The organism is Arthrobacter sp. Leaf69, from assembly GCF_001422645.1.
In the GTDB taxonomy this organism is placed as follows: Bacteria; Actinomycetota; Actinomycetes; order Actinomycetales; family Micrococcaceae; genus Arthrobacter.
The window spans coordinates 24,351-48,981 of the sequence record NZ_LMLR01000013.1 but is presented as its reverse complement, the minus strand read 5'-3'; the positions used below and the strand labels follow the sequence as shown (position 1 = coordinate 48,981).

Here is a 24,631-nt window from a genome sequence, read left to right as displayed (position 1 = left end):
GGCACATGACCGGAAGCAGCACTCCCCTGGCGCCCGCAGCGTTCAGTTATCCCGGCCACGGCGGCAACGCGGGCATCGGCGTGGCCATCTGCCACGGCTTCACCGGCAGCCCCCTCAGCGTCCTCCCCTGGGCCGAACATCTGGCAAGGCAGGGCTTTGCCGTATCTGTCCCGCTGCTGCCCGGACACGGCACGGACTGGCGCGACCTCGCCCGGCACACGTGGCAGGACTGGTGCCGGGCCTTCGAGCACTCTTACTTGGACCTCGCCGCCGGAACCCGGCACTGCTATGTGGCAGGCCTTTCGATGGGCGGGACCATTGCCCTGCGCGTGGCCGCCCGCCACAACGTCACCGGGGTCGCCGTGGTCAACCCGGGGCTGAGCTTCTACGACCGCCGGGTGCGTTACATCGGCCTCCTCAAGCACGTCCAGCGCACCACGGTTCCCGTCCAGGAACCGAACCCGACGCCCGTCACCACCGAGGACGGTGACTACTCGCTCACGCCGCTGGAGGCTGTCCACCAGCTGAGCAGACTGTTCAAGGCGACGCTGCGCGACCTGCCCGCCGTCGCCGCTCCGGCCCTCGTCTTCAAGTCTGCGACGGACGCGGTGGTTCCGCCGTCGTCGACGGAACTGCTGCGGAAGCGGCTGGGATCGCGGGAGTTTGAGATCGTGGGCCTGCCTGACAGCGGCCACGTGGCAACGCTCGACGTCGACGCCCCCACGATCTTCCAGCAGTCCGTTGAGTTCTTCCTCCACCACGCAACCGCCGCGCCGCAGTCCCCGGCGTCAGCTGTCCAGTCCGCCGCCCGAGCCCCGGAGACCCCATGACCATCCCCTTGGACCACACCCCGTTCAGCAGCCCGTTCACCGGAACCGGCACCCGCACCGGCGTGGTGGTTTCCCATGGCTTTACCGGCAGCCCGCACGGCGTCAGGGACTGGTCCAGGTCGCTGGCGGACGCCGGCTACGCAGTGCGGACGCCGTTGCTTCCCGGGCATGGCACCAGCTGGCACGAGCTGGCCCGGACGCACTGGCAGGATTGGCATGGCGCACTGGATGCCGCGTACGTGGAGCTGGCCCAGGAGTGTGACCAGGTAGTTGTGGCCGGCCTGTCCATGGGCGGGGCGCTGGCGCTGCGGATCGCTGCGACGCGTCCGGTCGCCGGGGCGGTACTGGTCAACCCCGGCCTTGTCATTGACGATCCCCGGGCACCGCTGGCGGGCATCCTGAGATTCGTACTGAAGAGCACCCCCGCGATCGCCAACGACATCTTGAAAGAGGGCATCGACGAGGGTGCCTACTCCCGGACGCCGGTCGCCGCGGCGTACCAGCTGAACAGGATGTTCAAAGACACGGTGCGGCTGCTCCCCCGGATCACCGCTCCCGTGCGGGTGTACCGTTCCACGGTGGACCATGTGGTCTCCGAATCGAGCATGCTGGCCCTGCGCCGCGGCCTGACCCACGCCCCGCTGGAGGTGATCCGGCTGGAAAACAGCTACCACGTGGCTACGATGGACAACGATGCGCCCGAAATCTTCCGTGGCTCGGCCGAATTTATCCGGTCGCTGGTCGCGGGAGGCGCCCCGGACGCTGCCCACGCTAGCCAGAAGGACACGGCAGATGAGTAGACCGGACTCCAACTCTCCTGACCCCGATTCATCGGATTCCCGCGCCGGCCAGGACGACGCCGTCTGGCTCGACCTGGTCGCGAGGCTGGAAGGGAGGGACCAAGCAGCGGACCCCGGCGCCCCGGACGTACCGGGAGCCAAGGACAGCGGGGACGAGGTGGAGCGTCCGGGAGCTCCTGTGACGGACGGCGTGGACCGGGACGTCACGTCCCTCGACGGCCCGGCCAGTGAGGGCCCGGGCACTGAGGGCTTCGCCCGCCGGCCCTTCAGCGACTTCGACCCGCTGGGCCTGTCCGCCGGCGCCCCGATCGAACTCTCCGCCGAGGAGCGGCTCGCGCAAAGCCAGTCCGCCGGAGGCACACCAGGAGGTTCAACAGCAGGTTCACCAGCAGGCGCAGCAGCCGCGGATGCTTCCGGGGCTCCTCCCGGGCCGCGGGACTATGCAGCCGATGATGGCGACCCCTTCACGGGCGAGTTCGTGCCGGAGGAGCCGCCCAGCCTCGCCGGCGCCGACCCCATGACCGTGCTGGCCTGGCTGGGCGCGGTGGGCGGTCCCGTGGCGCTCGTGATGTCGGCGATGTTCTGGCGCTCGGCCCCGTTGGTGGCCATCCTCGGCATGGTGGCCGCCTTTGCGGCGTCGGTGGTCTTCCTGATCATGAAGCTGCCGGGCGAGAAGGACGAGCACGACGACGGCGCCCGCCTCTAGCCCTGCTAGCTGTGCATTCGGCTGCTGACCCGGGACAGGTCCGCAGCACCAATCAGGCCGGCGTTCGGGCCGAGGGCCGCCAGATCGATGTCCGCCGCCGGCCGGAAGCCGCGGCCGGTCAGGTTCCGGGCGAAAGCCTTCCGGGCCGGACCGACCAGCAGTTCTCCGGCGTCGCAGAGTCCGCCGCCGATCACGAACTTGCCCGGATCAAGTGCGGCGGCCAGGTTGGCGAGCCCCAGACCGAGCCACTCCCCGACGTCTTCGAGCAACTCCCGGGACGTGGCGTCCCCCGCCTTAGCCAGTTCGGTGACAATCACACCGGTGATGCGCTCCGCGTGGCCGTCCACCGCTTTGAGCAGTTCCTGCGCCACCGGGGAGTTGGCGGCGGCAAGCTCCCGGGCTTCCCGGCCAAGCGCATTGCCGGACGCGTACTGCTCCCAGCAGCCGCGGTTACCGCACTCGCAGCGGTGGCCGCCGGGCATGATGATCTGGTGGCCGAACTCCCCGGCGACGCCGAAGCGCCCGCGTTCCAGCCGGCCGTCCATCACCATGGCTCCACCGATTCCGGTACCGAGGGTGATACAGACCAGGCGGTTCTGTCCCTGCCCGGCGCCGAAGCGCCACTCGGCCCAGCCGGCCGCATCGGCGTCGTTGGTCAGCAGTACAGGCCGGCGGAGCAGCCGCTGCAGGTTGTCCCGGAGGGGTTCGTTGCGCCACGCCAGATGGGGGCTGAACAGCACGGTGCCGCCGTCGAGGTCCATCCAGCCGGCCGCGCCGATCCCGACCGACCAGATCCGGTGGCCCTGGCCCAATTCCTCAACCAGCTCAACAATGACCTGCTCCACCGCCCGGGGATCATTGCCAGGGGTGGACCGCTTGGCCTGGGCGAGGATCCTGCCCTCCGCGTCCACGACGCCGGCCGCCACCTTGGTGCCGCCGATGTCCACGCCGATGGCGAGGCCCTTCCGGCCCAGCCGCAGATGCTCCCGGAATCCCTGGCCGGCCTGTCCCGCAGCCGCTCCGGCAAGCGTCCGGCGCCGCCAGGCTGAGGTCCTGCGATACGGACCGGGCTGCTGTCCAGGTGTTGGTGTGTGCATGGTTCCCCATCCTATTCGCCCGAGCGCCAGTGCGGGGGGCCGCTTTGCCCGGGCACCCGGGCGGAGGCCGCACCATCGGGCGGCCTGGCGGCGCTCCACCGGGCGGCCGCCGCTCCCCCGGTCATGATCCGGGCCCCCCGCCCGGCAGCCGCGGCTTTACCAAACCGTAAGGTTACTCGCCAGTAACTGTGGTGGAACGCACATGCTTTGGCCCACATACTAGTGTTAGTCGTACCCCTTGCGGGTCCATGGATATCAAAGGAGCTAACGTGCGAGAAATCAGTGTCCCGGCCCTGGTCACCGTCCCCCCGGAGTCGAACGTCACGGACCTGGTCCTGCGTCAGGCGGCCAAGGCCTCCAACCCGGCCCTGTTCTCCCGCCTGGACGAGGCCGGAGAGTGGCAGGACGTCCGGGCCACCGATTTTCTGGCCGATGTTTCACTGCTCGCCAAGGGCCTGATGGCCAGCGGCGTTGGGGCCGGCGACAGGGTTGGCATCATGTCCCGCACGCGGTACGAATGGGCGCTTATCGACTTCGCGATCTGGTTCGCCGGCGCCGTCTCGGTGCCGATCTACGAGACGTCCTCCCCCTCGCAGGTTGCCTGGAACCTGGGCGATTCCGGCGCCGTCGCCGCCTTCGGCGAGTCAGCCCACCACGAAAACATCATCCGGCAGGCCGCCACCTCGGAAGGGCTCACCGCACTGGCCCACGTCTGGCAGCTCGAAGGCAAGGGCCTCGACGAGGTCCGCGCCGCCGGTGCGGCCGTCAGCGACGAGGAACTGGAGGCCCGGCGCAGCCTGGCTTCGCTCACGGACCTCGCGACGATCATCTACACCTCGGGCACCACCGGCCGGCCGAAGGGCTGCGAGCTGACCCACGGCAACTTTGTTGAACTCTCGGAAAACGCGCTGGCGACCTCGCTGAACAAGATCGTGCACGAGCAGGCCCGGACCATCATGTTCCTGCCGCTCGCCCACGTGTTCGCAAGGTTCATTTCGGTGCTCGCCGTGGCCGCCGGTGTCACGGTGGCACACACGCCCGACATCAAGAACCTCCTGCCGGACCTGCAGAGCTACAAGCCGACCTTTATCCTCGCGGTGCCGCGGGTCTTCGAGAAGGTCTACAACTCGGCGCTGACCAAGGCCGAGGACGGCGGCAAGGGCGCCATCTTCCACCGCGCCGCGGACACCGCGATCGAGTTCTCCCGCGCCCGGCAGGCCGGGAAGGTCGGTTTGGGCCTCAAGCTCAAGCACACCCTCTTCGACAAACTCGTCTACGGCAAGCTCCGCGCCGCCATGGGCGGCGAGGTAGCCCACGCCGTCTCCGGCGGCGGCCCGCTGGGCGAGCGGCTGGGACACTTCTTCCAGGGCATCGGCATGCAGATCCTGGAGGGCTACGGACTGACCGAGACCACGGCCCCCGTCACCGTGAACACCCCTGAGCTCATCAAGATCGGCACCGTCGGCGCCCCGATTCCCGGCAACGCCGTGAAGATCGCCGACGACGGCGAGATCCTCGCCAAGGGCGTCTGCGTCATGCGCGGCTACTTCAACCGCGAGGACCTCTCCGCCGAATCCTTCGACGACGGCTGGTTCCGCACCGGCGACATCGGCCAGCTCGATGAGCAGGGCTTCCTGACCATCACGGGCCGCAAGAAGGAAATCATCGTCACGGCCGGCGGCAAGAACGTGGTGCCGGCCCTCCTGGAGGACCAGATCCGTGCCGACGCGCTGGTTTCCCAGGTGCTCGTGGTGGGTGACAACCGACCCTTCATCGGCGCCCTGGTCACCCTCGACGAGGAGGCCCTGCCCGGCTGGCTGCACCGCCATGGGCTGCCCGCCTCGACCACCATTGCCGAAGCCACCGACAACCCCGTGGTCAAGGCCGCGGTGCAGGAGCTCATCAACGGCGCCAACCAGTCGGTGTCCCAGGCGGAGGCGATCAAGTCGTTCCGGATTGTGCCGGCCGACTTCACGGAGGCCTCCGGCCACCTGACGCCGTCGATGAAGGTCAAGCGCGCCCAGGTGATGAAGGACTTCGAGAACGTCATCGAGGAGATGTACGGCGCCCCGCGTCCCACCCAGCTCTAAGCACTACAGCAAAGGGACCCTCCGCAGTGGCGGAGGGTCCCTTTTTGTGTCCGGTTCGAGGTTGTTCGCTGCCGCTATTCGACGACCAGCAGCAGGTCCCCGCCCTGGACCTGCTCGATCGCACCGACGGCGAGGCGCGAGACCGTGCCGGCGACCGGCGTCGTAATGGACGCCTCCATCTTCATGGCCTCGATCGTGGCCACGGTGTCGCCTGCCTTGACGGTTTCCCCGGCCTTGACGGTCAGGGTGACGGCCCCTGCGAACGGTGCGGCCACCTGGCCCGGCTGGGAGGTGTCGGCGCGTTCAGCGGCCTTGACGTTGCTGACCACGGAGCGGTCGCGGACCACCACCGGACGGGACTGCCCGTTCAGCGTGCACATGACCGTGCGCATGCCCTTCTCGTCCGGCTCGGACACCGCCTCGAGCGAGGCGATCAGGTTGACGCCCTTCTCCAGCTCGATCTCGTGCTCGGCGCCGCGCTGCAGCCCGAAGAGGTAGTCGCGGGTATCCAGGACCGAGAGGTTGCCGTAGGTCTCCACGCTCTTCTGGTAGTCCTTCGTGGGTCCCGCGAAGAGCAGCCGGTTGAGGGTCTGCTGCACGGTCTTGGAATCGGACTTGAGCGCGGCGCTGTCCTCGGCGCTGAGCTCCACGTCGCGGACCTTCACCGTGCGACCCTGCAGGGCCTTGGTGCGGAACGGCTCCGGCCAGCCACCCGGAGGATCGCCCAGTTCTCCGGACAGGAACCCGATCACGGAATCCGGAATGTCATATTTCTGCGGGTTCTCGTTGAAGTCCGCGGGATCGGCGTTGAGGCCCACGAGGTGCAGGGCGAGGTCGCCGACGACCTTGGAGGACGGGGTGACCTTTACCAGCCGGCCCAGGATGCGGTCCGCCGCGGTGTACATGTCCTCGATCGCCTCGAACCGTTCGCCGAGCCCCAGCGCCATGGCCTGCTGGCGCAGGTTGGAGAGCTGGCCGCCGGGGATTTCGTGCTGGTAGACGCGTCCGGTGGGTCCCGGGAGGCCGGACTCGAAGGGTGCGTAGACCCGGCGTACGGCTTCCCAGTACGGTTCCAGGGCACACACGCTCGCCAGGCTCAGGCCGGTGTCGCGGGGCGTGTGGGCCAGTGCGGCGACCAGGGCGGAGGCGGAGGGCTGGCTGGTGGTGCCGGCCAGCGAGGCGGAAGCCACGTCCACGGCGTCCACGCCGGCGTCGACGGCTGCCAGAAGTGTTGCCAGCTGCCCGCCCGCGGTGTCGTGCGTGTGCAGGTGCACCGGGAGGCTGAAGCGTTCGCGCAGTGCAGATACCAGACGGGCAGCGGCGGCGGGACGCAGCAGGCCGGCCATGTCCTTGATCGCCAGGATGTGCGCGCCGGCGTCGACGATCTTCTGGGCCAGCTCCAGGTAGTAGTCCAGAGTGTAGAGCGTCTCGTTCGGGTCCAGCATGTCCGCGGTGTAGCACAGTGCCACTTCGGCGACGGCCGTGCCGGTCTCGCGGACGGCGCGGATGGCCGGGGCCATCTGGTTGACGTCGTTGAGCGCATCGAAGATGCGGAAGATGTCGATGCCGGTGGCGGCGGCCTCGTTGACGAAGGCAACCGTGACTTCTTCCGGGTACGGGGTGTAGCCGACCGTGTTGCGGCCGCGCAGGAGCATCTGCAGACAGACGTTCGGCAGGGCCTTGCGCAGTGCGGCGAGCCGGTCCCAGGGATCCTCGCCGAGGAAGCGGAGGGCGACGTCGTACGTGGCACCGCCCCAGGCCTCGACGGAGAGCAGCTCCGGGAGGAGCTTGGAGACGGCCGGACCTGCGGCCACGAGGTCGCGGGTGCGGACGCGGGTGGCCAGCAGGGACTGGTGCGCGTCGCGGAACGTCGTGTCGGTGACGGCGACGGCTTCCTGGGCGCGCAGTGCGGCCGCGAAGCCTTCCGGTCCCAGCTCCAGCAGCCGCTGGCGGGAGCCCGGCAGGGCCGCGGACTCGTCCAGGGCCGGGAGCTTGGCGGCGGGATCGCTGTGGACCGTGAGGTCGCCGTTGGGTTTGTTCACAGTGACCTCGGCGAGCCACGTCAGCAGCTTGGTGCCGCGGTCCGCCGAAACCCGTGCCTTGAGCAGCTCGGGGCGTTCGTCGATGAATGAGGTGGCCACGTTGCCGGCGATGAAGTCGGCGTCGTCCAGGACGGCCTGCAGGAAGGAGATGTTGGTGGAGACGCCCCGGATGCGGAACTCGGCGAGGGCACGCCGGGCCCGGGCCACGGCGGCCGGGTATTCGCGGCCGCGGCAGGTCAGCTTAACCAGCATCGAGTCGAAATGCGGGCTGATCTCGGCGCCGGAGTAGACGGTGCCGCCGTCGAGCCGGACGCCGGCGCCGCCGGCCGAACGGTAGCCGGTGATCTTGCCGACGTCGGGCCGGAAGCCGTTGGCCGGGTCCTCCGTCGTGATGCGGCACTGCAAGGCGGCGCCCTTGAGCTGGACTGTCTCCTGGGAGAGGCCCAGGTCCGCGAGGGTTTCCCCGGAGGCGATTCTCAGCTGGGCCTGGACAAGGTCGACGTCGGTGACTTCCTCTGTGACAGTGTGCTCGACCTGGATGCGCGGATTCATCTCGATGAAGACGTGCTGGCCCGCCCGCTCGCCCACGGTGTCGACGAGGAATTCCACGGTGCCGGCGTTGACGTAGTTCAGTGCCTTGGCGAACTTCACGGCGTCGCGGTACAGCGCCTGCCGGATGCCTTCGTCGAGGTTCGGCGCCGGGGCGATCTCGATGACCTTCTGGTGGCGGCGCTGGATGGAGCAGTCGCGTTCGAAGAGGTGCATCACGTTGCCCTCCGCGTCGGCCAGGATTTGGACCTCGATGTGGCGGGGCCGCAGGACAGCCTGCTCCAGGAACATGGTGGGGTCGCCGAAGGCCGCGTCGGCTTCGCGCATGGCGGCCTGCAGGGCTTCGGGCAGCGCCTCGCGGGTGTCGACGCGGCGCATGCCGCGCCCGCCGCCGCCGGCGACGGCCTTGGCGAAAATGGGGAAACCGATCTCGTCGGCGGCGGCGATTAGCTCATCGAGGTCCTTCGAGGGCTGGCTGGATCTCAGGACGGGCACGCCGGCCTTGCGGGCCGCCTCAAGGGCTGCGACCTTGTTGCCGGCGAGTTCCAGGACCTCGGCGGGCGGGCCCACGAAGGTGATGCCGGCCGCGGCGGCGGACCGGGCCAGGCGCGGGTTCTCGGAGAGGAAACCGTAGCCGGGGTAAATGGCGTCGGCCCCGGCTTCCTTGGCCACCCGCACCACTTCGTCGACGTCGAGGTAGGCCCGGACAGGATGGCCCTCGTCACCGATCAGATATGCCTCGTCGGCTTTCTGACGATGGATGGAGTTGCGGTCCTCATGCGGGAAGACTGCCACGGTCTTGGCGCCAAGTTCGTAGCCGGCGCGGAAGGCACGGATCGCGATTTCGCCGCGGTTGGCCACCAGAATCTTCGAAAACATACTTCTCCTGCATCATCGCGGGTGTATCTGTAATTGGTCACAGTGTCTAAGACGTGAACGGGCAAACACAAACTATTGTGGCGACCGTCACAGGGGCGTGCGTCACGTAGGGATACCGGATTAGCCAAGGGCGGCTACCGCCCTGATGGAAGCTTATCCATGATCTGCCGCCCCGGCACCCGATGAGACAGGTTTCCTCGGGGCGGCAACATATGATGAGTGGGTGGGTGGCGCATGCTCGCCCCGGCTCCGGAGAACGCAGGAGCCGGCAGGACCCCGTCCCGGCAACCGGCGTTAGGTATTGGTTTTTCAAGTGCAAGTAGTCAGCATCAGCAGCCTCAAAGGCGGTGTCGGCAAGACATCGGTGACCACCGGATTGGCGTCCGCGGCATTGGCCGCCGGCATCCCCACCCTCGTCGTCGACCTTGATCCGCACGCGGATGCCAGCACGGCCCTCGGCGTCCGGCCGGGTGACCAGCAGGATATCGGCCGGATGCTCAAGGCTCCCCGGCGGGCACGCCTGGCCGAGAACGTGGTCCCCAGCGGCTGGGTGGATCGGGCCCACGCCAACGGCGTCGTCCCCGCCGGCTCCGCCGCGCCCGTCCTGGATGTGGCCGTCGGCTCCGCCTACACGGGCATCTATGACCGCCCCGACCTGGGCCGCCGCGACCTGCGCCGGCTCTCCACTGTGCTGGCCGGCGCGCAGAACTATGAGCTGGTCCTCGTGGATTGCCCGCCCTCCCTGAACGGGCTCACCAGGATGGCCTGGTCCGCCAGCGACAAAGTCACGCTGGTGGCCGAGCCAGGGCTGTTCTCGGTCGCGGGCACGGAGCGCACCATGCGCGCCATCCAGCTGTTCCGCCAGGAATTCGCCCCGAACCTCTCCCCTGCGGGGATTGTCGCCAACCGGGTGCGCAGCGGCTCCGCGGAGCACACCTTCCGGCTTTCAGAGATGGAGGCCATGTTCGGCGGGCTGCTGCTTTCCCCGCACATCCCGGAGCAGGCCAACTGGCAGCAGATCCAGGGCGCCGCACACTCCATCCACCACTGGCCGGGGGAATCGGCCAAGAACGCCGCCGCCCTGTTCGACGCCCTGCTGGCGAACGTGCTGGACATGGACCGCCGGCAAACCGGCGCCCCGGTCCGGGAGCGTGTCCACCACTAGGCGGACGCACCCACCCCGGCGGCGACAAAAGGTGCCTAACGGGGCCCGCAACGTTTAAACGGCGAAGGCCGCTTTCCCTGGGGAAGGCGGCCTTCGCCGTTGGTGGAACTAGGGCAGCTGCAGCCTAGCCGATCTTGCGGGCGGCCCGGCGCTTGCTGAGTTCGTCGTCGGGAAACGACTGGTCGCTGGCGTGCTCGCTGGGAAGGGCCGCGAGGCTGCCTTCCACTTCGCGCCAGACACGGCCGACGGCGATGCCGAAGACACCCTGTCCGCCCTGGACAAGGTCGATGACTTCGTCCGCCGAGGTGCACTCGTACACGCTGGCGCCGTCGCTCATGAGGGTGATCTGGGCAAGGTCCTCCACGCCGCGCTCCCTGAGGTGCTCGACGGCGGTGCGGATCTGCTGCAGGGAGACGCCGGTATCGAGGAGGCGCTTGACCACCTTGAGAACGAGGATGTCGCGGAAACCGTAGAGTCTCTGAGAGCCTGAGCCGGCAGCGCCGCGGACGGCGGGCTCCACCAGACCGGTACGCGCCCAGTAGTCCAGCTGGCGGTACGTGATGCCAGCCGCTTTGCAGGCGGTGGGACCGCGGTAGCCCGCGTCCTCGTCCAGGACAGGGAGATCCTCGGTGAACAGCAGGCCCTGGGCACCGCTTGCGGGCACGGCTACACCAGCCGTCGAGGGCTGCTTCAGCTCGCCTGCTTCGCCTTTCGGACTCACGTGGATCCTCCTTGTCATGGCTCCCCTGCGGACAATGCACCAACAACCGGTTATGCCTAGCTAAAACGAACCACAGGTGGATAAAATTCATCCGTGTAATTCTGCCGAGGCTGCACCTTCCAGTGTGACCTGAGCGGCTGTTGCATGCAATGGGAACTTGTACTTCTGACGTTAGGCCTGCCGGGGCCCAAGGTCAAAGACGTTCGGGGTATTGCCGGGGCGTGTCGAAACTTTCATCCTCGACTTTAACCTTGATGTGGCACCGGCCCGCTCAACCGGCGAAGTCTTCAGGCTCGACGTCGTCGAGGAACTCGCGGAACCTGCGCAGCTCCCCCTCTTCGTCGACGGCGGGTCCCGGGTGGGTGTCTTCACCCTCGTCGTGTTCGGTGATCCGGACTCCGGCCTCTTCCATCACGGCATCGGCGCACCAGATCCGGCACTTGGCGCGGAGGGCGAGAGCCAGGGCGTCCGAGGCGCGGGAGCTGACGGTGGTCCCGTTCTCGAACTGGAGCTGCCCGTAGAAGATGTTGTCTTCCACGGCCACGATATTCACGCTGACGATGTTGTGGCCAAGCGATTCGACGACGTCGATCAGCAGGTCGTGGGTCATTGGGCGCGGCGGCACCACCCCTTGCTGGGCCAAGGCGATCGCGCTGGCCTCGGGCGTGCCGATCCAGATCGGCACGTGCCGCTCCCCGTGGATCTCCTTGAGCAGGACGAGCGGCTGGTTCGACGGCAGTTCGATCCGCACGCCTACAATTTCCACCTCAATCATCAGATGTCCATCCTCGAGATGCGGTCCTGAACCAGCGCGCGGTGCAGCGTCAGGCACAATTCGCTGATCTCCCGGGCGGCCTCGGCGGCCCGGGCATGGGAGGCGGCGTCCTTGCGGGAGGTCAGGGTGGCCACCGCGCGCTCCACGAGTCCGAATTCCCGCTCGGCGGCCGCCTGGAACGGCCGCAGGTGCCGCGGTTCCAGGCCGTGATTCTCCAGCTGCACGCAGGCGCGGGCCACCTGGAGGGCGTTCTCATCGAATTTGCCGTTGACATGCCCGATCAGGCCGAAGCTCAGGAGCGATTCAACCAGCGGAACGCTCGCCCCGGACTCCGCCCGGAGCTGTTCCTCGCTGAGCCGGCGGACCCGGTTCTGCAGTTCGGAAGCCAGTTCCTCGGAGACAATCCGCGGCGAGACCGTGACACCGGGGGGCAGGTTCTCGGGGCGTTCCCCGCGGTCGATCGCATCGAGATAGTCCTTGATAACCTTCAGCGGCAGGTACTGGTCCCGCTGGAGCGACAGGACGAAGCGCAGCCGCTCGACGTCGTTCTCGGCGTACTGCCGGTACCCGGCAGTGGTCCGCTGGGGATTGATCAGCCCCTTTTCCTCGAGGAACCGGATTTTTGACGCCGTCATGCTGGGGAAATCGTCGCTCAGTTGAGCCAGGACTTCCCCGATGTTCAGAACCTGGGGTCCGCGCCGTTCAGCTTGTGCCATGGCCACAGGCAGCTACCCCGGAATCAGACGTTGCCTGCTGCGCGGGCAGGGCTCAGGTAGAAGGTGAGACGGAACTTCCCGATCTGCACTTCGTTGCCGGACTTCAGCTCCACGCTGTCGACGCGGTCGTGGTTCACGTAGGTGCCGTTCAGGCTTCCGGTGTCCACCACTTCGAAGCTGCGCGCCGTGCGGCGGAACTCGACGTGCCGGCGGGAAACCGTGACGTCGTCGAGGAAGATGTCGGCATCCGGGTGCCGGCCCGCCGTCGTGACGTCCGAGTCCAGCAGGAAACGCGCGCCCGTGTTGGGTCCGCTGTGCGCCACGAGCAGGGCGGAGCCATATGGCAGCGCCTCAACGGCGGACCGCTCCTCAGCCGAGAGTTTCGGGGCGATGGTGGGTTCATCGCGGACCGGGGTGAGGTTGATCGACGTGGTCTCCGAAGCCTTCACTCCACCCGTGCCATAGCCGTCACCGGTGTTGTTGTGTTCGTGCCCAAACATTGATTCCTCCATTCGCTGCAGGTGTCCCCCCTGCAAACAACGCATGCCGTCCGGAAATGCCTCGCAAATCCGGGATACAGCCCTCCGGCGGGGCGTCGTTCGACTGGTTTCCCAACGGTTGTCCCAACGCCCCGGCCCGAATGGCCTTTAGCTTTAGCCTACCTGTTGTTCGTACTCCGATGCACTGAGGAGCGACTCGATCGCGTCGGCCTCCGCCAGCTTGATTTCCATCAGCCAGCCCTCACCGTAGGGATCCGAGTTGATCAGGGCGGAATCGGTGTCCAGGGCCTCGTTCCGGGCCACCACTTCACCGGAGACCGGAGCGTAGATGTCGCTGACGCTCTTGGTGGACTCGACCTCGCCGATGACGTCGTTTGCCTTGATGGCGGTGCCGGCCTCCGGCATCTGTGCATAAACGACGTCTCCCAGCGCGTCCTGGGCAAAATCAGTGATACCCACGCGCACCACACCGTCGGCGTTCGGAGCGGAAACCCACTCGTGTTCTGCGGTATAGGACAGCTCTTCGGGAATGATGCTCATGACGGGCCTTTCATCGGGTCAATCACCATTGTCTTCGGCGGTCAGCTGAACTGTCCGCCGGTGAAAGTATAGGCATATCCGGGCGGGCCCGGGGAGGACTCTGGCATCATGAAGCGATGACCGAAAACACCGAAATCGGCTAGGCAATGCCAGAGCTTCCGGAAGTGGCGGCCCTCGCGGACTTTCTGGACGGGCACCTGCGGGGCGCCCTCGTCACAAAGGTCCAGATCGTATCTTTCGCCGTGCTGAAAACCGCTGATCCGCCTTTCTCCGCACTGGAGGGGCGGACGGTAACCGGCGTGCGCCGCTTCGGTAAGTTCGTCAGTCTGGATGCCGAGGGGCTGTTCTTTGTCTTCCACCTGGCGCGGGCCGGCTGGGTCCGCTTCACCGACGCGCCCACCGACACCCCGCTGAAGCCCGGCAAGGGCTACATCGCGGCGCGGCTGTCATTTGCCGGCGGCTCCGGCCCGCTCGGCGTCGATCTGACCGAGGCCGGAACGAAGAAGAGCCTGGCGGTGTATGTGGTCCGGGATCCCTCCGACGTTCCCGGAATCGCCGCCCTCGGGCCCGATCCGTTCAGTGAAGGGTTCGACGCCGACACCTTAGCGGGCATCCTCGCGGCCAGTCCGCACCAGATCAAGGGTGTGCTGCGGAGCCAAAGTGTAATGGCGGGCATCGGCAACGCCTACAGCGACGAGATCCTGCATGCGGCCGGGATGTCGCCCTTCGCCCTGGCGAAGTCCCTGGACGGCGAAGCGGTCAAGCGGCTCTACGACGCCATCCACAGCGTTCTCGGTACGGCCCTCCGGGAAGCCGCCGGAAAGCCGCCCGCTGAACTCAAGGACACGAAGCGGAGCCACATGCGGGTCCACGGCCGGGCCGGTGAAGCGTGCCCGGTGTGCGGCGACACCGTCCGCGAGGTGTCGTTCGCCGATACGGCCCTGCAGTACTGTCCCGGCTGCCAGACGCAGGGCAAAATCCTGGCCGACCGCCGGACGTCGCGTTTCCTGAAATAGGCGTCGCCGCCCTTTGTGTCGGCCCGGGCCCTTGCTGGGAACCGGGCCGGGGAAGCAGAAAACCCCGCCACTCCCTGATCGGGAATGACGGGGTACTTTCTGTTGGTCGGGCTGACAGGATTTGAACCTGCGACCCCTTGACCCCCAGTCAAGTGCGCTACCAAGCTGCGCTACAGCCCGCTGGTTCCGCCGTTCTCCGCTCCCGATTCCATCCTCTGAATATCCAGAAGATTTCATCTGAGCAGTCCGGCCGAACCACCTTGAAAAGCTTACACGATCCCGGAGGGTGCCCGTGACACTTTTGGCCTGTCACGGGAACTTTTTCCCTCGGCGGGCGGTCCGGAATTAGCGCTTCTTGCCGCGCTTTTCCCGCACACGCATGTTGACCTCGATGGGCGTGCCCTCGAATCCGAAGGTTTCGCGGAGCCGGCGGGTGATGAAGCGGCGGTAGCCCGGGTCCAGGAATCCGGTGGTGAAGAGCACGAACTTCGGCGGACGGCTGGAGGCCTGGGTGCCGAAGAGGATGCGGGGCTGCTTGCCGCCGCGGACCGGGTGCGGGTGCGCCGCGACGAGTTCGCCCAGGAAGGCGTTGAGCCGGCCGGTGGGGATGCGCTTGTCCCAGCTCTCCAGGGCGGTGTCCAGGGCAGGGACCAGCCTGTCCTTGTGCCAGCCGGTCAGCGCCGAAATGTTGACGCGCGGCGCCCACGCCACGTGGGCCAGGTCCTGCTCGATTTCACGTTCCAGGTAGGTGCGGCGCTCGTCGTCCAGCAGGTCCCACTTGTTGAACGCCAGAACCAGGGCACGGCCGGATTCGATGGCCAGCTGCAGGATGCGGACGTCCTGCTCGCTGAGCACCTCGTCCACCGCGAGGAGGACGACGGCGACCTCGGCCTTTTCGAGGGCGCTCTGCGTCCGCAGCGAGGCGTAGAAGTCCGCGCCCTGCGCCATGTGCTGGCGGCGGCGGATACCGGCGGTATCCACGAAACGCCAGGTGCGGCCGCCGAGTTCGATGAACTCATCCACCGGGTCGCGGGTGGTGCCGGCGGTGTTGTCCACAACAACGCGCTCGGAACCGGCCAGCTTGTTCAGCAGCGAGGACTTGCCGACGTTCGGACGCCCGATCAGGGCGATCCGGCGCGGACCGCCGGAACGCTCCAGGCCTTCGATGGTGGAGAACTCGGGCAGCGTGTCCATCACGTGGTCCAGGAGGTCGGCGACGCCGCGGCCGTGTAAAGCCGATACCGGGTACGGCTCGCCGAAACCGAGGCCCCAGAGGGTTGCCGAGTCGGCTTCCTGCGCGAAGTCGTCCACCTTGTTGGCCACCATGATGACCGGCTTCTTGGACCGGCGGAGCATCTTGACGACGGCTTCGTCCGTGGCCGTGGCGCCGACGGCGGAGTCGACGACGAACAGCACGGCGTCGGCGAGTTCCACGGCCATCTCGGCCTGTTCGGCAACACGGGCGTGGATGCCGCGGGCATCGTGCTCCCAGCCGCCGGTGTCGACCACGGTGAAGTTCCGGCCGTTCCACGTCGCCGAGTACATCACGCGGTCACGCGTGACGCCGGGGGTGTCTTCCACCACGGCTTCGCGGCGGCCGAGGATACGGTTCACCAGGGTGGACTTGCCCACGTTGGGCCGGCCGATGATGGCCAGGACCGGGTCAAGCTTGACCGGGCCGTCGAAATCCTCGTCGTCGTATTCGCCGCTCAGGAGCGCGGCGTCGTCTTCATCCAGTTCGTAGTCGTCCAGGCCGGCCCGGAGGGAGGCCGCGCGGACCTCGGCTTCCTCATCGTCCAGGGCGGCAAGGTGTTCGGCCACCTGGTCCGTGCCGGTGGGCGTGTATTCGTCTTCGCCGGCGCCAAAGGGGCCGGAGGTTTGAGTCGTATCGCTCATTGCACTTTCCTTATGGGGTGATCTGCCGGCGTCCCGGCTGCTGCTTCATGACGTTCTTGCGGGGAATCCGCGTCGGGCAGGGGCTGCCCGGTTCTTTGGATCGAGTCCTGGACATGGCGGGCCAGCGCGGCGCGGATCTCGGTTCCGGCCCTGTCCATTGAAACACGCCCGGTCTCACCGGGCCTGCGGCTGACGTTGAGGGCTCCGCCGAAGCTGACGTGCAAACGCCGGCGCAGCCGCGGAACGGCGTCGAGGTGTTCGCCGCCGGTCCGGGTACCAAGGATGGCCACGGGGACCACGGTCGCACCGGAGTTCAGCGCGAGCCAGGCGACCCCGTTGTTGATGGCGGAGGCTTCGCCGCTCCCCCGCGTCCCTTCGGGAAGGATGCCGATGCACCGGCCGGCATCCAGCACGCTCTTGGCCGTCAGGAGGGCCGCCCGGTCGCCCGTGCGGTCCACGGCCAGCTGACCGGAGGCCTGGAGCACCCGGCCGAGGAAACCGGTGAACATCTCCTTCTTGACCAGGATGTGCATGGCCCGCGGGGACGCCCCGAACATCACCGGTCCGTCCAGGAAGCTGATGTGGTTTCCGGCGAAGATCACCGGACCCGTCGCCGGAACGTTCGAGCGGCCGGTGACCGAGGTCCGGTACAGGACGTGGTTCAGGGCCCAGCCCACGGGCCGGCTCCAGAGGGTGGTCCAGCGGGCCGGCACCGCGGCGTCGGAAGCCCCGGCAGGAGACATGCCCGGCCGCTGCCCGGCGTCAGTCACGGTTGAGGGCCTGGTGGTTGACGATGCCGTCGACGATGCTGAGCGCGGCGTCGACGGTCTCGGCGAAATCGAGCTCCGAGGAGTCCAGCGTGACCACGCCGTCGGCGGCCCGGGTGAAGTTCACCACGGTCGAGTCCTTCGCGTCGCGCTGGGTTACCTGCGCGGCGAGCTGTTCGGCGCTCTGGCTGCCGCCGAGCTGGATGCCCCGGCGGCGCAGCCGCGCCTCCTCGCTCGCGGTGAGCAGCATCCGTACTTCGGCATGGGGCGCGACGACGGTGGTGATGTCCCGTCCTTCGACCACCATGCGGCGGTGGTGCTTTTCGATCAGCTCGCGCTGCCGGCGGATCAGTTCGGTGCGGGCGCCGAGGGTGGTGGCGACGGCGCTGACGGCGGCGGATATCGACGGCTCCCGGATCGCGAGGGTGACGTCGGTGCCGCCCACCCGGACGTATTCCTCCAGCGGGCTCGTGCTGATTTCCAGCGGGAGGTTCTCGGCGGCCGCCTCCACCGCGGCGCCGTCGTCCAGGTCCGTGCCGCTGTCCAGGCAGAACCAGGTCAGGGCGCGGTACATGGCACCGGTGTCGAGGTAGGCCAGCTTGAGCCGCCGTGCCACCTCTTTGCTGACGCTGGACTTGCCCGATCCGGACGGCCCGTCGATTGCGACGACAAGGCTTTTTCCGGGACGGAGAATGTCCACGCTTTCAATAAGTTCCTGGGTCATTACTGGAGTACCCGCCATCCGCGGTCATTGAGGGCTTCGATTAACATTTCGTGCTTGTTGGGCAGCACGGAGATTTCCACCATGCCCACGTTCTGTCCCGAGGAGTGGTCCAGCCTGAGGTCCTCGAGGTTGACGCCGATCTCGCCGATCTCCGTCAGGAGCCTGGCGATCTGTCCGGGCGTGTCGTCCACCAGGACAGTCAGCCAGGAGTACGCCTGCGGCGGTCCGCCGTGCTTGCCCGGGATGCGGGACTGCCCGGCGTTGCCTTCGCTGATCAGTTGCGCGAGGTCGAGCCGGGCGCCGGGCGCCGTCGGGTTCTCGAGCGTGCCGATGAGCCGGTTGAGGTCTTCGCGGACCCCGTGCAGGATATCCACCACCTTGTCCGCGTTCGCGCCGAGGATCTGCACCCACAGGGTGGGGTCGCTCGCCGCGATCCGGGTGACGTCCCGCAGTCCGTTGCCGGCGAGGGACAGCGCGTGCAGGGGTGTGCCCTGCAGCCGGCTGGCCACGAGGGAGGACACCACCTGGGGCACGTGCGAGACGAGCGCCACCGCCTCGTCGTGTTCCTCGGCCGCGAACTCGGAGACGACGGCGCCGAGGTCCCCGGCCAGCGCGTGCGCTGCCTTGAGGGCCTGCGGAAGGGTCTCTTCCGAGGGGCACAGTACCCACGGCATCGAGGTGAACAGTTCACCGCGGGCGGCGACGGGACCCGACTTTTCACGGCCCGCCATCGGGTGGGTGCCCACGTACCGGCTGAGGTCGGCGCCGCGGGTGCGGAGCTCGGCCTGGATGCCGGCCTTGACGCTGGCGATGTCCACGACAGTGGCCTCGGGGTAGTCCTTGAGGGCGCGTTCCACAACATCGGCGGTGACATCCGGCGGTGCGGCGACCACCACGAGTTCCGGCTGCTCACCGTCAAGGCGCGCCAAAGGCAGGCCGGCGCCGATGTCGACGGCGACCGCCTGGTTGGTGGGCGAAGGGTCGGAGAGGAAGACTGCCACTCCGCGGCCCCGCAGGCCCAGTCCGATGCTGGTGCCAAGGAGCCCGGTCCCCACGACCACGACCGGGCCGTTGAGGTGGCCGCGGCCGTGGGTGCGAAAGGCGGACATGCCTACAGCCCTACGGATGCCAGCAGGTGGCCGACTTCCTGCTTGCCGAGGTTGCGGATGCTGCCCTGGCGCTGGTCGCCCAGGCCGATGGGCCCGACCTTCACGCGGACCAGGCGAAGCACCGGGAAACCGACGGCGTCGAACAGGCGGCGGACGATCCGGTTCTTGCCCGAGTGCAGCACCACCTCGATCAGCACGTGGCCCGGGGTGGAGTCAACGAGCTTGAAGGAGTCCACCGAAGCGATGCCGTCCTCGAGTTCGACGCCGGCCTTCAGCTCGGCACCGATACCCTGCGGGAAGGGCCCGCGGACCTGCACGAGGTAGGTCTTGGGCACTTCGTAGGACGGGTGCGTCAGGCGGTTGGCGAGTTCGCCGTCGTTGGTCAGCAGCAGCAGTCCCTCGGTGGCGACGTCAAGGCGTCCGACGTGGAACAGGCGTTCGCCATGGCTGTTGCGGACGAAGTCGCTGATGCACGGGCGGCCGTCCGGGTCTTCCATGGTGGAGACAACGCCCTTGGGCTTGTTGAACACCATGTAGACCATGTTCTCGTCCAGCTGGATGCGGAGGCCGTCGACGTGGATCACGGCCGACTTCGGGTCGACGCGGACACCGAGCTCGGTGACCACCTGGCCGTCGACCTCAACCCGGCCCTCGGCGATCATTTCTTCGCAGACACGCCGTGAGGCGACGCCGGCCGATGCCATGACCTTCTGGAGGCGGATGCCGTCTTGGTCATGCAGTTCAGACTGCGGCACCTCGGCGCGGGGTCCGCGCTTGCGGGCCGGCTTGCGCACGGGCCCGAGGCTCTGCCCGAAGCGTTCGCTGCCGAAGGCGCGGGAACCGGTGGCCTTGGCCGCTCCGGCGCCGATGCGCGGCTTGGGCTTGAGGGCCCCGGGCGTGCCGGGGGCCTTGCCGAAGCCGGGCTTGCGGGCGGCAGCCTTGCGGGCCGCGTCCTTGCCGGAGGGCGCCTTGGACTTCCAGTCCCCGGAGGCGGGGCGGCTTGTCGACGGCCTTGCCGACGGCGCACCGTCGGGTCCCTGCAGGTCCGGATCGATGAAGGCCTCTTCGCGGGGCTTGGGGTGCTTGAAGGGGCGGTCGCTGCCGCCCTTGTAGCCTGCTCCCCCGCTGCGGCTTCCGCCCTGTGGGCGGCCGGAGCCGCCCTTGTAGTCGGCTGCGCCGCTGCGGCCTGCGCCGCCCTGTGCGCCGCGGCCGGAGCCCTGACCTCTGCTTTGTCCGGCGCTGCTTTGTCCGGCACTGTTGCGTCCCGAACTGTTACGTGGTGAACCCTGGCGTCCCGCCTGTGTCATGACCCGTCCTTCGTTTGTTGTCCACGGCCGCTGTCTCCCGACAGCACCCGCCGGCTGGGGCAAACAGCGCCCCGGTGGATACTCGTGCGCAGGCAGTTGTGCCTGCACCAATACTGTCTACATTCTTCCTGCGTCGTAGAACTCTTCGATGCCTTCCAGCCCCGGAAGATGGGGGGAAAGGTGCGGTAGTTCCGCCACCGAGCCGATTCCCATTCTTTCCAGGAAATACGACGTCGTGCGGTACAGGATGGCCCCGGATTCAGGATCATTTCCTGAATCCTCGATCAGCCCCCGCTGCGTCAGCGTCCGCACGACAGAGTCAACGTTGACTCCTCGAATTGCAGACACCCGCGCCCTTGATACAGGCTGGCGGTAAGCGATGACGGCGAGCGTTTCGAGCGCCGCCTGCGTCAGCCTGGCTGTCTGTCCCTCCAGCACGAACCCGCCGACGATGTCGGCGAACTCCGCGCGTGAATAGATCCGCCAGCCTCCGGCGATATTCCGCAATTCAAAACCCCGGGGGGCGGCACGGAAACCAGCAGTATTGATAGCGAAACTGGCATCGTCCACATCCGGGGCATTAACAGTATAGCCGTTATACTCCCGCTGCAGTTCCGCGAGCAGGTCCTCGACGACGTCGACGGTCAGGTTCAGGCCGGAGGCGAGCTCGGCCGCCGTCGCCGGCTGGTCGATCACCATCAGGACGGCCTCGAGGGCTGCCCGGGCGCCGCCGGGCAAGCTGCCGACGTCGGGCAGGCCGGTGTCGGGACCGGTGTCGGGTGCTTCGTTCACGGCTGCTCCTCATATTCTTCACTCAGGTTCGCGCTGCTCCAGGCTTCGCCGTCGGCGGTCCAGCGGACCGTCAGGTCCCCCAGCGGGAGCAACTGTTCAAAGGCCACTGCCTTGTCCCGGAACAGCTCCAGCAGCGCCAGGAAGCGTGCCACGACAACGAGCGTGGATTCGGCGTCGGCGATCAGCGCCCGGAAGGTCAGCGGGCCGGCATGCTGCAGCCGGCACCCCAGCAGTTCGGCCTGTTCCTTGACGCTGACGGGGGTGCCGTGCAGGTGGGCGAGGCCGACCTCGGTGGGTGCGGCTTCCTTGGGTTTGAGGGCGGCCTCGGCGAGGGCTGCGAACTGCTGCGGGGTGTGCCGCCACAGCAGTTCCGGCAGAAGTGCCGCGAAGTGTCCTTCCAGCGCGACCTGCCGGGGATACCGGGCGGCCTCAAGCTCGAGGGTGGACCCCATCATGCCCGCCACGTGCTTGAACGCCTTGTACTGCAGGAGCCGGGCGAACAGCAGGTCACGGGCCTCCAGCAGGGCGATGTCTTCCTCGTCCTCAACCTCGCCGGCGGGCAACAGCCGTGCTGCCTTGAGGTCCAGCAAGGTGGCGGCAATGACCAGGAATTCGCTGGCCTCATCAAGGGCCCACTCCTCGCCCAGTTTCTGCAGACCCTTGATGTACTTGATGAATTCGTCGGTGACGGTGGACAGTGCCACCTCGGTGATGTCCAGCTGGTGCTTGGAAATCAGTCCGAGCAGGAGGTCGAAGGGACCGGTGAAGTTGGCAAGCCGGACCTCGAACCCAGGTTTCTTCCCGGCGGACGCCTCCAGCTGCCCTGTGTCTGCCGCCGGGTTGCTCACCGCGCCGCTCTTCGCGTCCGGCGGCGAGACGTCCGCCGTCGGAGCTTCCGCCCCTGCCACAGCCCTGACTAGGGCGCGCCGCCGCGCGAAATGAGCTCTTTGGCCAGGTTGCGGTAGGCGTCGGCGCCGATATGGTTGCCGGCGTAGCTGGTGATGGGCTCGGCCGCGACGGTGGCATCGGCGAACTTGATGGACCGCTTGATCACGGTCTCGAAGACCTTGTCGCCGAAGGCCTCCACCAGGCGCGAGATCACCTCGCGGCTGTGCAGGGTGCGGGCGTCATACATGGTGGCCAGGACGCCGTCGACCTGGAGCCGGGGGTTCAGCCGGTCCTGGACCTTGTCGATGGTCTCCACCAGCAGCGCGACGGCGCGCAGGGCGAAGAACTCGCAGATGAGCGGGATGATGACGCCGTGGGCGGCGGTCAGCGCGTTGACGGTGAGCAGGCCGAGGGAGGGCTGGCAGTCGATCAGGACGACGTCGTAATCGTCCTCGACCTTCTTGAGGGCACGGTCCAGCACCTGCTCGCGGGCAACCTCGTTGACGAGCTGGACTTCCGCGGCCGACAGGTCGATGTTGGCCGGAAGCAGGTCCACGTTCTCGACGCCGGTCTTGTGAATGGCGTCGCGGATGTCCACCTTGCGGTCCATCAGGACGTTGTAGACCGTGAGGTCCAGTTCGTGGGGGTTGATGCCGAGGCCGGCGGAGAGGGCGCCCTGCGGGTCGAAGTCGACAAGGAGCACGCGGCGGCCGTATTCGGCCAGCGCGGCAGCCAGGTTGATGGTGGAGGTGGTTTTACCCACTCCGCCCTTCTGGTTGACCATGGCGATGACCCGCGCGGGGCCGTGGGATGACAGCGGCGCGGGCTCCGGAAAGTCGCGTTGAGGGCGCCCGGTGGGGCCCATGACGGCGTCTTCCAGATCGAGTTCGGTGCCTTCCAGAGTTGCTGAACCCTGTTCGCTGCTCACGTATCTATCCACACTTTCGATGACGGTGATGGTCGTGCCTGGTGTTGCTGCCTGCGTGATGTCTCTGCCTGCTTGGTGTTGCTGCCTGCGTGATCATCATGCTTTTTGATCTGTGCTGGACGTCCAGCGCCGATCTTATTCCTCCCAAGGTTACAGCGCCCGACACGGTATTCCGCGGACCTTGACAGCGGCCAATATTTGAGCCTCAACCTTCTGGTAGAAGTCGAAGGTTCCCGTCCGGGCACGAAAAACCGCCCGGACCCTTGGGGGCGTCCGGGCGGTTTTGTGGGGTCGTGCTGCGTATCAGGCGTTAGCCAGAACCGGCCGGGCCGGCTCGGTGGTAGCTTCCGGGGCCGCATCGTGCACACCGTGTCCGGCGATCATCGTCTGCTCGTCGAAGGGTTCGCCGCCGGCGAGGACCCGCTCTACGCGTCCGCCGTCGATTTCCTTGACCCACGTGCCGATCAGCACGGTGGCGACGGCGTTGCCGGTGAAGTTGGTCAGGGCGCGGGCCTCGGACATAAAGCGGTCGATTCCGACGATCATGCCGACGCCGCCGAGCAGTTCCGGCTTATGGGCCTGGAGTCCGGCAGCCAGGGTGGCCAGCCCGGCGCCGGTGACACCGGCAGCCCCCTTGGAGGCAATGATCATGAAGATCAGGAGGGAGACCTGGGCGCCGAGGTCCAGCGGGGTGCCCATGGCGTTGGCCACGAACAGGGATGCCATGGTCAGGTAGATGGCGGTGCCGTCGAGGTTGAAGGAGTAGCCGGTGGGGACCGTGACGCCGACAACCGGTTTGGACACGCCCAGGTGTTCCATCTTCGCAATCAGGCGCGGCAGGGCGGCTTCGGAGGATGAGGTGGAGAAGATCAGCAGGTACTCGCGGCCGAGGTACTTCATCAGCCGGAAGATGTTGACGCCGGCGACGACCTTGAGCAGGCCGCCGAGGATCACCACGATGAACAGGGCGCAGGTGATGTAGAACGCGCCCATCAGGGTGGCCATGCTGAGAATGGCCTGCATGCCGGTGGCGCCGACGACGGCGGCGATCGCGCCGAAGGCTCCGACCGGGGCCAGCCACATGATCATGACCAGGATGCGGAAGACGAGGGCCTGGCCGTAGCCGACGGCCTTGAGGATCGGGGCGCCCTGCGACCCCATCTGCTGGAGGGCGAAGCCCACCAGCAGCGCGGCGAGAAGGGTCGGCAGAACCGGGATGTCGCCGGGGATGATGCCCAGCAGGAAGTCGACGGTGCTGTCAGTGGCGGCCTTCTTGTTCGGATCGTAGGGGGCCAGCTTGAGGCCCTCGCCCGGGTGGATCAGGTTGCCGACCACGAGGCCGATGGCCAGCGCGAAGGTGGACATGACCATGAAGTAGCCCAGCGCCAGACCGCCGACCTTGCCGACGGTGGCCGCCTTGGCGATCGAACCGATGCCCAGCACGATGGTGCAGAAGATGACCGGGCCGATCATCATCTTGATGAGTTTGATGAACCCGTCACCGAGGGGCTTCAGGGATTTGGCGAACTCGGGGAAGAGCAGCCCCACCAGGGCCCCGAGGATGACGGCGGCGATGACCGCGATGTACAGATAATGGGACTTGTCGAGCCCCTTGCGCTTCTTGACCGGCGTCGCGGCCAGTGCCGCTGACTCTCCTCGTTGAGAGGCCATGGTGTTCTCCTTGGATAGGCTGGAAGTCGGTGCGGCCCAGGCTGTGGGCCCGTCGCGTCCGTTCTGCGTGTTCCACCATCATTGGTGATGGAGTGACGCGCATCACCCTTGCGTTCATATTGG

At 67.4% G+C, this 24,631-nt stretch carries 22 protein-coding genes and 1 tRNA gene; 6 read left to right on the top strand and 17 right to left on the bottom strand.

The annotated features are described in order from the left end of the window. Positions 1–5 precede the first annotated feature (5 nt). The 3 genes from ASE96_RS13245 to ASE96_RS13235 are packed head-to-tail and all read left to right on the top strand — an operon-like array spanning position 6 to position 2,336. Positions 6–830 carry an alpha/beta hydrolase gene (locus tag ASE96_RS13245; RefSeq protein WP_056431173.1) on the top strand — a complete coding sequence of 275 codons (825 nt, stop codon included), beginning with the start codon at positions 6–8 and terminating at the stop codon, positions 828–830. Continuing rightward, complete coding sequence (locus tag ASE96_RS13240) at positions 827–1,630, top strand: alpha/beta hydrolase (RefSeq protein ID WP_056431172.1); 804 nt, start codon at positions 827–829, stop codon at positions 1,628–1,630. Before ASE96_RS13245 ends, ASE96_RS13240 begins: the two co-directional genes overlap by 4 nt. After that, positions 1,623–2,336 carry a hypothetical protein gene (locus tag ASE96_RS13235; protein WP_056431171.1) on the top strand — a complete coding sequence of 238 codons (714 nt, stop codon included), beginning with the start codon at positions 1,623–1,625 and terminating at the stop codon, positions 2,334–2,336. The genes ASE96_RS13240 and ASE96_RS13235 overlap by 8 nt, the downstream gene beginning before the upstream one ends. A 5-nt stretch (positions 2,337–2,341) precedes the next feature. Here ASE96_RS13235 and ASE96_RS13230 read toward each other — a convergent pair whose 3' ends face one another. Continuing rightward, positions 2,342–3,433, bottom strand: a complete 1,092-nt coding sequence (locus ASE96_RS13230; protein ID WP_056431166.1) for an ROK family glucokinase — start codon at positions 3,431–3,433, stop codon at positions 2,342–2,344. Positions 3,434–3,702: 269 nt separating this feature from the next. On the opposite strand from ASE96_RS13230, the gene ASE96_RS13225 reads away from it, so the two are divergent. Next, entirely contained in the window at positions 3,703–5,523 is a 1,821-nt protein-coding gene (locus tag ASE96_RS13225) for an AMP-dependent synthetase/ligase (RefSeq protein WP_056431161.1), read from the top strand. A gap of 74 nt (positions 5,524–5,597) precedes the next feature. On the opposite strand, the gene ASE96_RS13220 is transcribed toward ASE96_RS13225, so the two are convergent. Then, positions 5,598–8,993: a pyruvate carboxylase gene (locus ASE96_RS13220; protein ID WP_056431156.1), complete on the bottom strand. Its 3,396-nt coding sequence runs from the start codon at positions 8,991–8,993 to the stop codon at positions 5,598–5,600. A 313-nt stretch (positions 8,994–9,306) separates the two neighbouring features. Between ASE96_RS13220 and ASE96_RS13215 the strand changes: the two genes are divergently transcribed. After that, a complete protein-coding gene (locus ASE96_RS13215) occupies positions 9,307–10,158 on the top strand; it encodes a ParA family protein (RefSeq protein ID WP_056431155.1) in 852 nt (283 codons plus the stop codon). A 124-nt stretch (positions 10,159–10,282) separates the two neighbouring features. Here the strand turns inward: ASE96_RS13215 and ASE96_RS13210 are convergent, their stop codons facing one another. The 5 genes from ASE96_RS13210 to gcvH form a co-directional block, all read right to left on the bottom strand. Next, positions 10,283–10,879 (bottom strand): MerR family transcriptional regulator, encoded by a 597-nt coding sequence (locus ASE96_RS13210; protein ID WP_056431152.1) that lies wholly within the window; start codon positions 10,877–10,879, stop codon positions 10,283–10,285. Between the two features lie 271 nt (positions 10,880–11,150). Beyond that, a complete protein-coding gene (locus tag ASE96_RS13205; RefSeq protein ID WP_056431150.1) occupies positions 11,151–11,654 on the bottom strand; it encodes a bifunctional nuclease family protein in 504 nt (167 codons plus the stop codon). Then, positions 11,654–12,370, bottom strand: coding sequence for a transcriptional regulator FtsR (gene ftsR, locus ASE96_RS13200; RefSeq protein ID WP_056431147.1), 717 nt, complete (start codon positions 12,368–12,370; stop codon positions 11,654–11,656). Before ftsR ends, ASE96_RS13205 begins: the two co-directional genes overlap by 1 nt. Positions 12,371–12,393: 23 nt before the next feature. Continuing rightward, positions 12,394–12,870 (bottom strand): FHA domain-containing protein, encoded by a 477-nt coding sequence (locus ASE96_RS13195; RefSeq protein ID WP_056431144.1) that lies wholly within the window; start codon positions 12,868–12,870, stop codon positions 12,394–12,396. Positions 12,871–13,023: 153 nt separating this feature from the next. Further along, positions 13,024–13,410, bottom strand: coding sequence for a glycine cleavage system protein GcvH (gcvH, locus tag ASE96_RS13190; protein ID WP_056431139.1), 387 nt, complete (start codon positions 13,408–13,410; stop codon positions 13,024–13,026). A gap of 146 nt (positions 13,411–13,556) precedes the next feature. On the opposite strand from gcvH, the gene ASE96_RS13185 reads away from it, so the two are divergent. After that, positions 13,557–14,426, top strand: a complete 870-nt coding sequence (locus ASE96_RS13185) for an Fpg/Nei family DNA glycosylase (protein ID WP_056431137.1) — start codon at positions 13,557–13,559, stop codon at positions 14,424–14,426. Positions 14,427–14,529: 103 nt separating this feature from the next. Here the strand turns inward: ASE96_RS13185 and ASE96_RS13180 are convergent. The 10 genes from ASE96_RS13180 to ASE96_RS13135 all read right to left on the bottom strand — a co-directional run bounded on the left by ASE96_RS13180 (position 14,530) and on the right by ASE96_RS13135 (position 24,508). Next, positions 14,530–14,606 (bottom strand) — tRNA-Pro (locus tag ASE96_RS13180). A 165-nt stretch (positions 14,607–14,771) separates the two neighbouring features. Beyond that, positions 14,772–16,322, bottom strand: a complete 1,551-nt coding sequence (gene der, locus ASE96_RS13175) for a ribosome biogenesis GTPase Der (protein ID WP_056431135.1) — start codon at positions 16,320–16,322, stop codon at positions 14,772–14,774. After that, positions 16,319–16,999, bottom strand: a complete 681-nt coding sequence (locus ASE96_RS13170) for a lysophospholipid acyltransferase family protein (protein ID WP_056432162.1) — start codon at positions 16,997–16,999, stop codon at positions 16,319–16,321. The genes der and ASE96_RS13170 overlap by 4 nt, the downstream gene beginning before the upstream one ends. An 85-nt stretch (positions 17,000–17,084) precedes the next feature. After that, complete coding sequence (cmk, locus tag ASE96_RS13165; RefSeq protein ID WP_056431132.1) at positions 17,085–17,813, bottom strand: (d)CMP kinase; 729 nt, start codon at positions 17,811–17,813, stop codon at positions 17,085–17,087. Continuing rightward, entirely contained in the window at positions 17,813–18,922 is a 1,110-nt protein-coding gene (locus ASE96_RS13160; RefSeq protein ID WP_056431129.1) for a prephenate dehydrogenase, read from the bottom strand. Before ASE96_RS13160 ends, cmk begins: the two co-directional genes overlap by 1 nt. 2 nt (positions 18,923–18,924) lie before the next feature. Next, positions 18,925–20,229 (bottom strand): pseudouridine synthase, encoded by a 1,305-nt coding sequence (locus ASE96_RS13155; protein WP_056431126.1) that lies wholly within the window; start codon positions 20,227–20,229, stop codon positions 18,925–18,927. Positions 20,230–20,346: 117 nt separating this feature from the next. After that, positions 20,347–20,928, bottom strand: a complete 582-nt coding sequence (gene scpB / locus ASE96_RS13150; RefSeq protein WP_235500278.1) for an SMC-Scp complex subunit ScpB — start codon at positions 20,926–20,928, stop codon at positions 20,347–20,349. Between the two features lie 89 nt (positions 20,929–21,017). Then, positions 21,018–21,929 (bottom strand): segregation and condensation protein A, encoded by a 912-nt coding sequence (locus tag ASE96_RS13145; RefSeq protein ID WP_056431119.1) that lies wholly within the window; start codon positions 21,927–21,929, stop codon positions 21,018–21,020. A gap of 8 nt (positions 21,930–21,937) precedes the next feature. Beyond that, positions 21,938–22,837 (bottom strand): ParA family protein, encoded by a 900-nt coding sequence (locus ASE96_RS13140; protein WP_056431118.1) that lies wholly within the window; start codon positions 22,835–22,837, stop codon positions 21,938–21,940. Positions 22,838–23,140: 303 nt separating this feature from the next. Next, positions 23,141–24,508 (bottom strand): cation:dicarboxylate symporter family transporter, encoded by a 1,368-nt coding sequence (locus ASE96_RS13135; RefSeq protein ID WP_056431115.1) that lies wholly within the window; start codon positions 24,506–24,508, stop codon positions 23,141–23,143. Between the last annotated feature and the right edge of the window lie 123 nt (positions 24,509–24,631).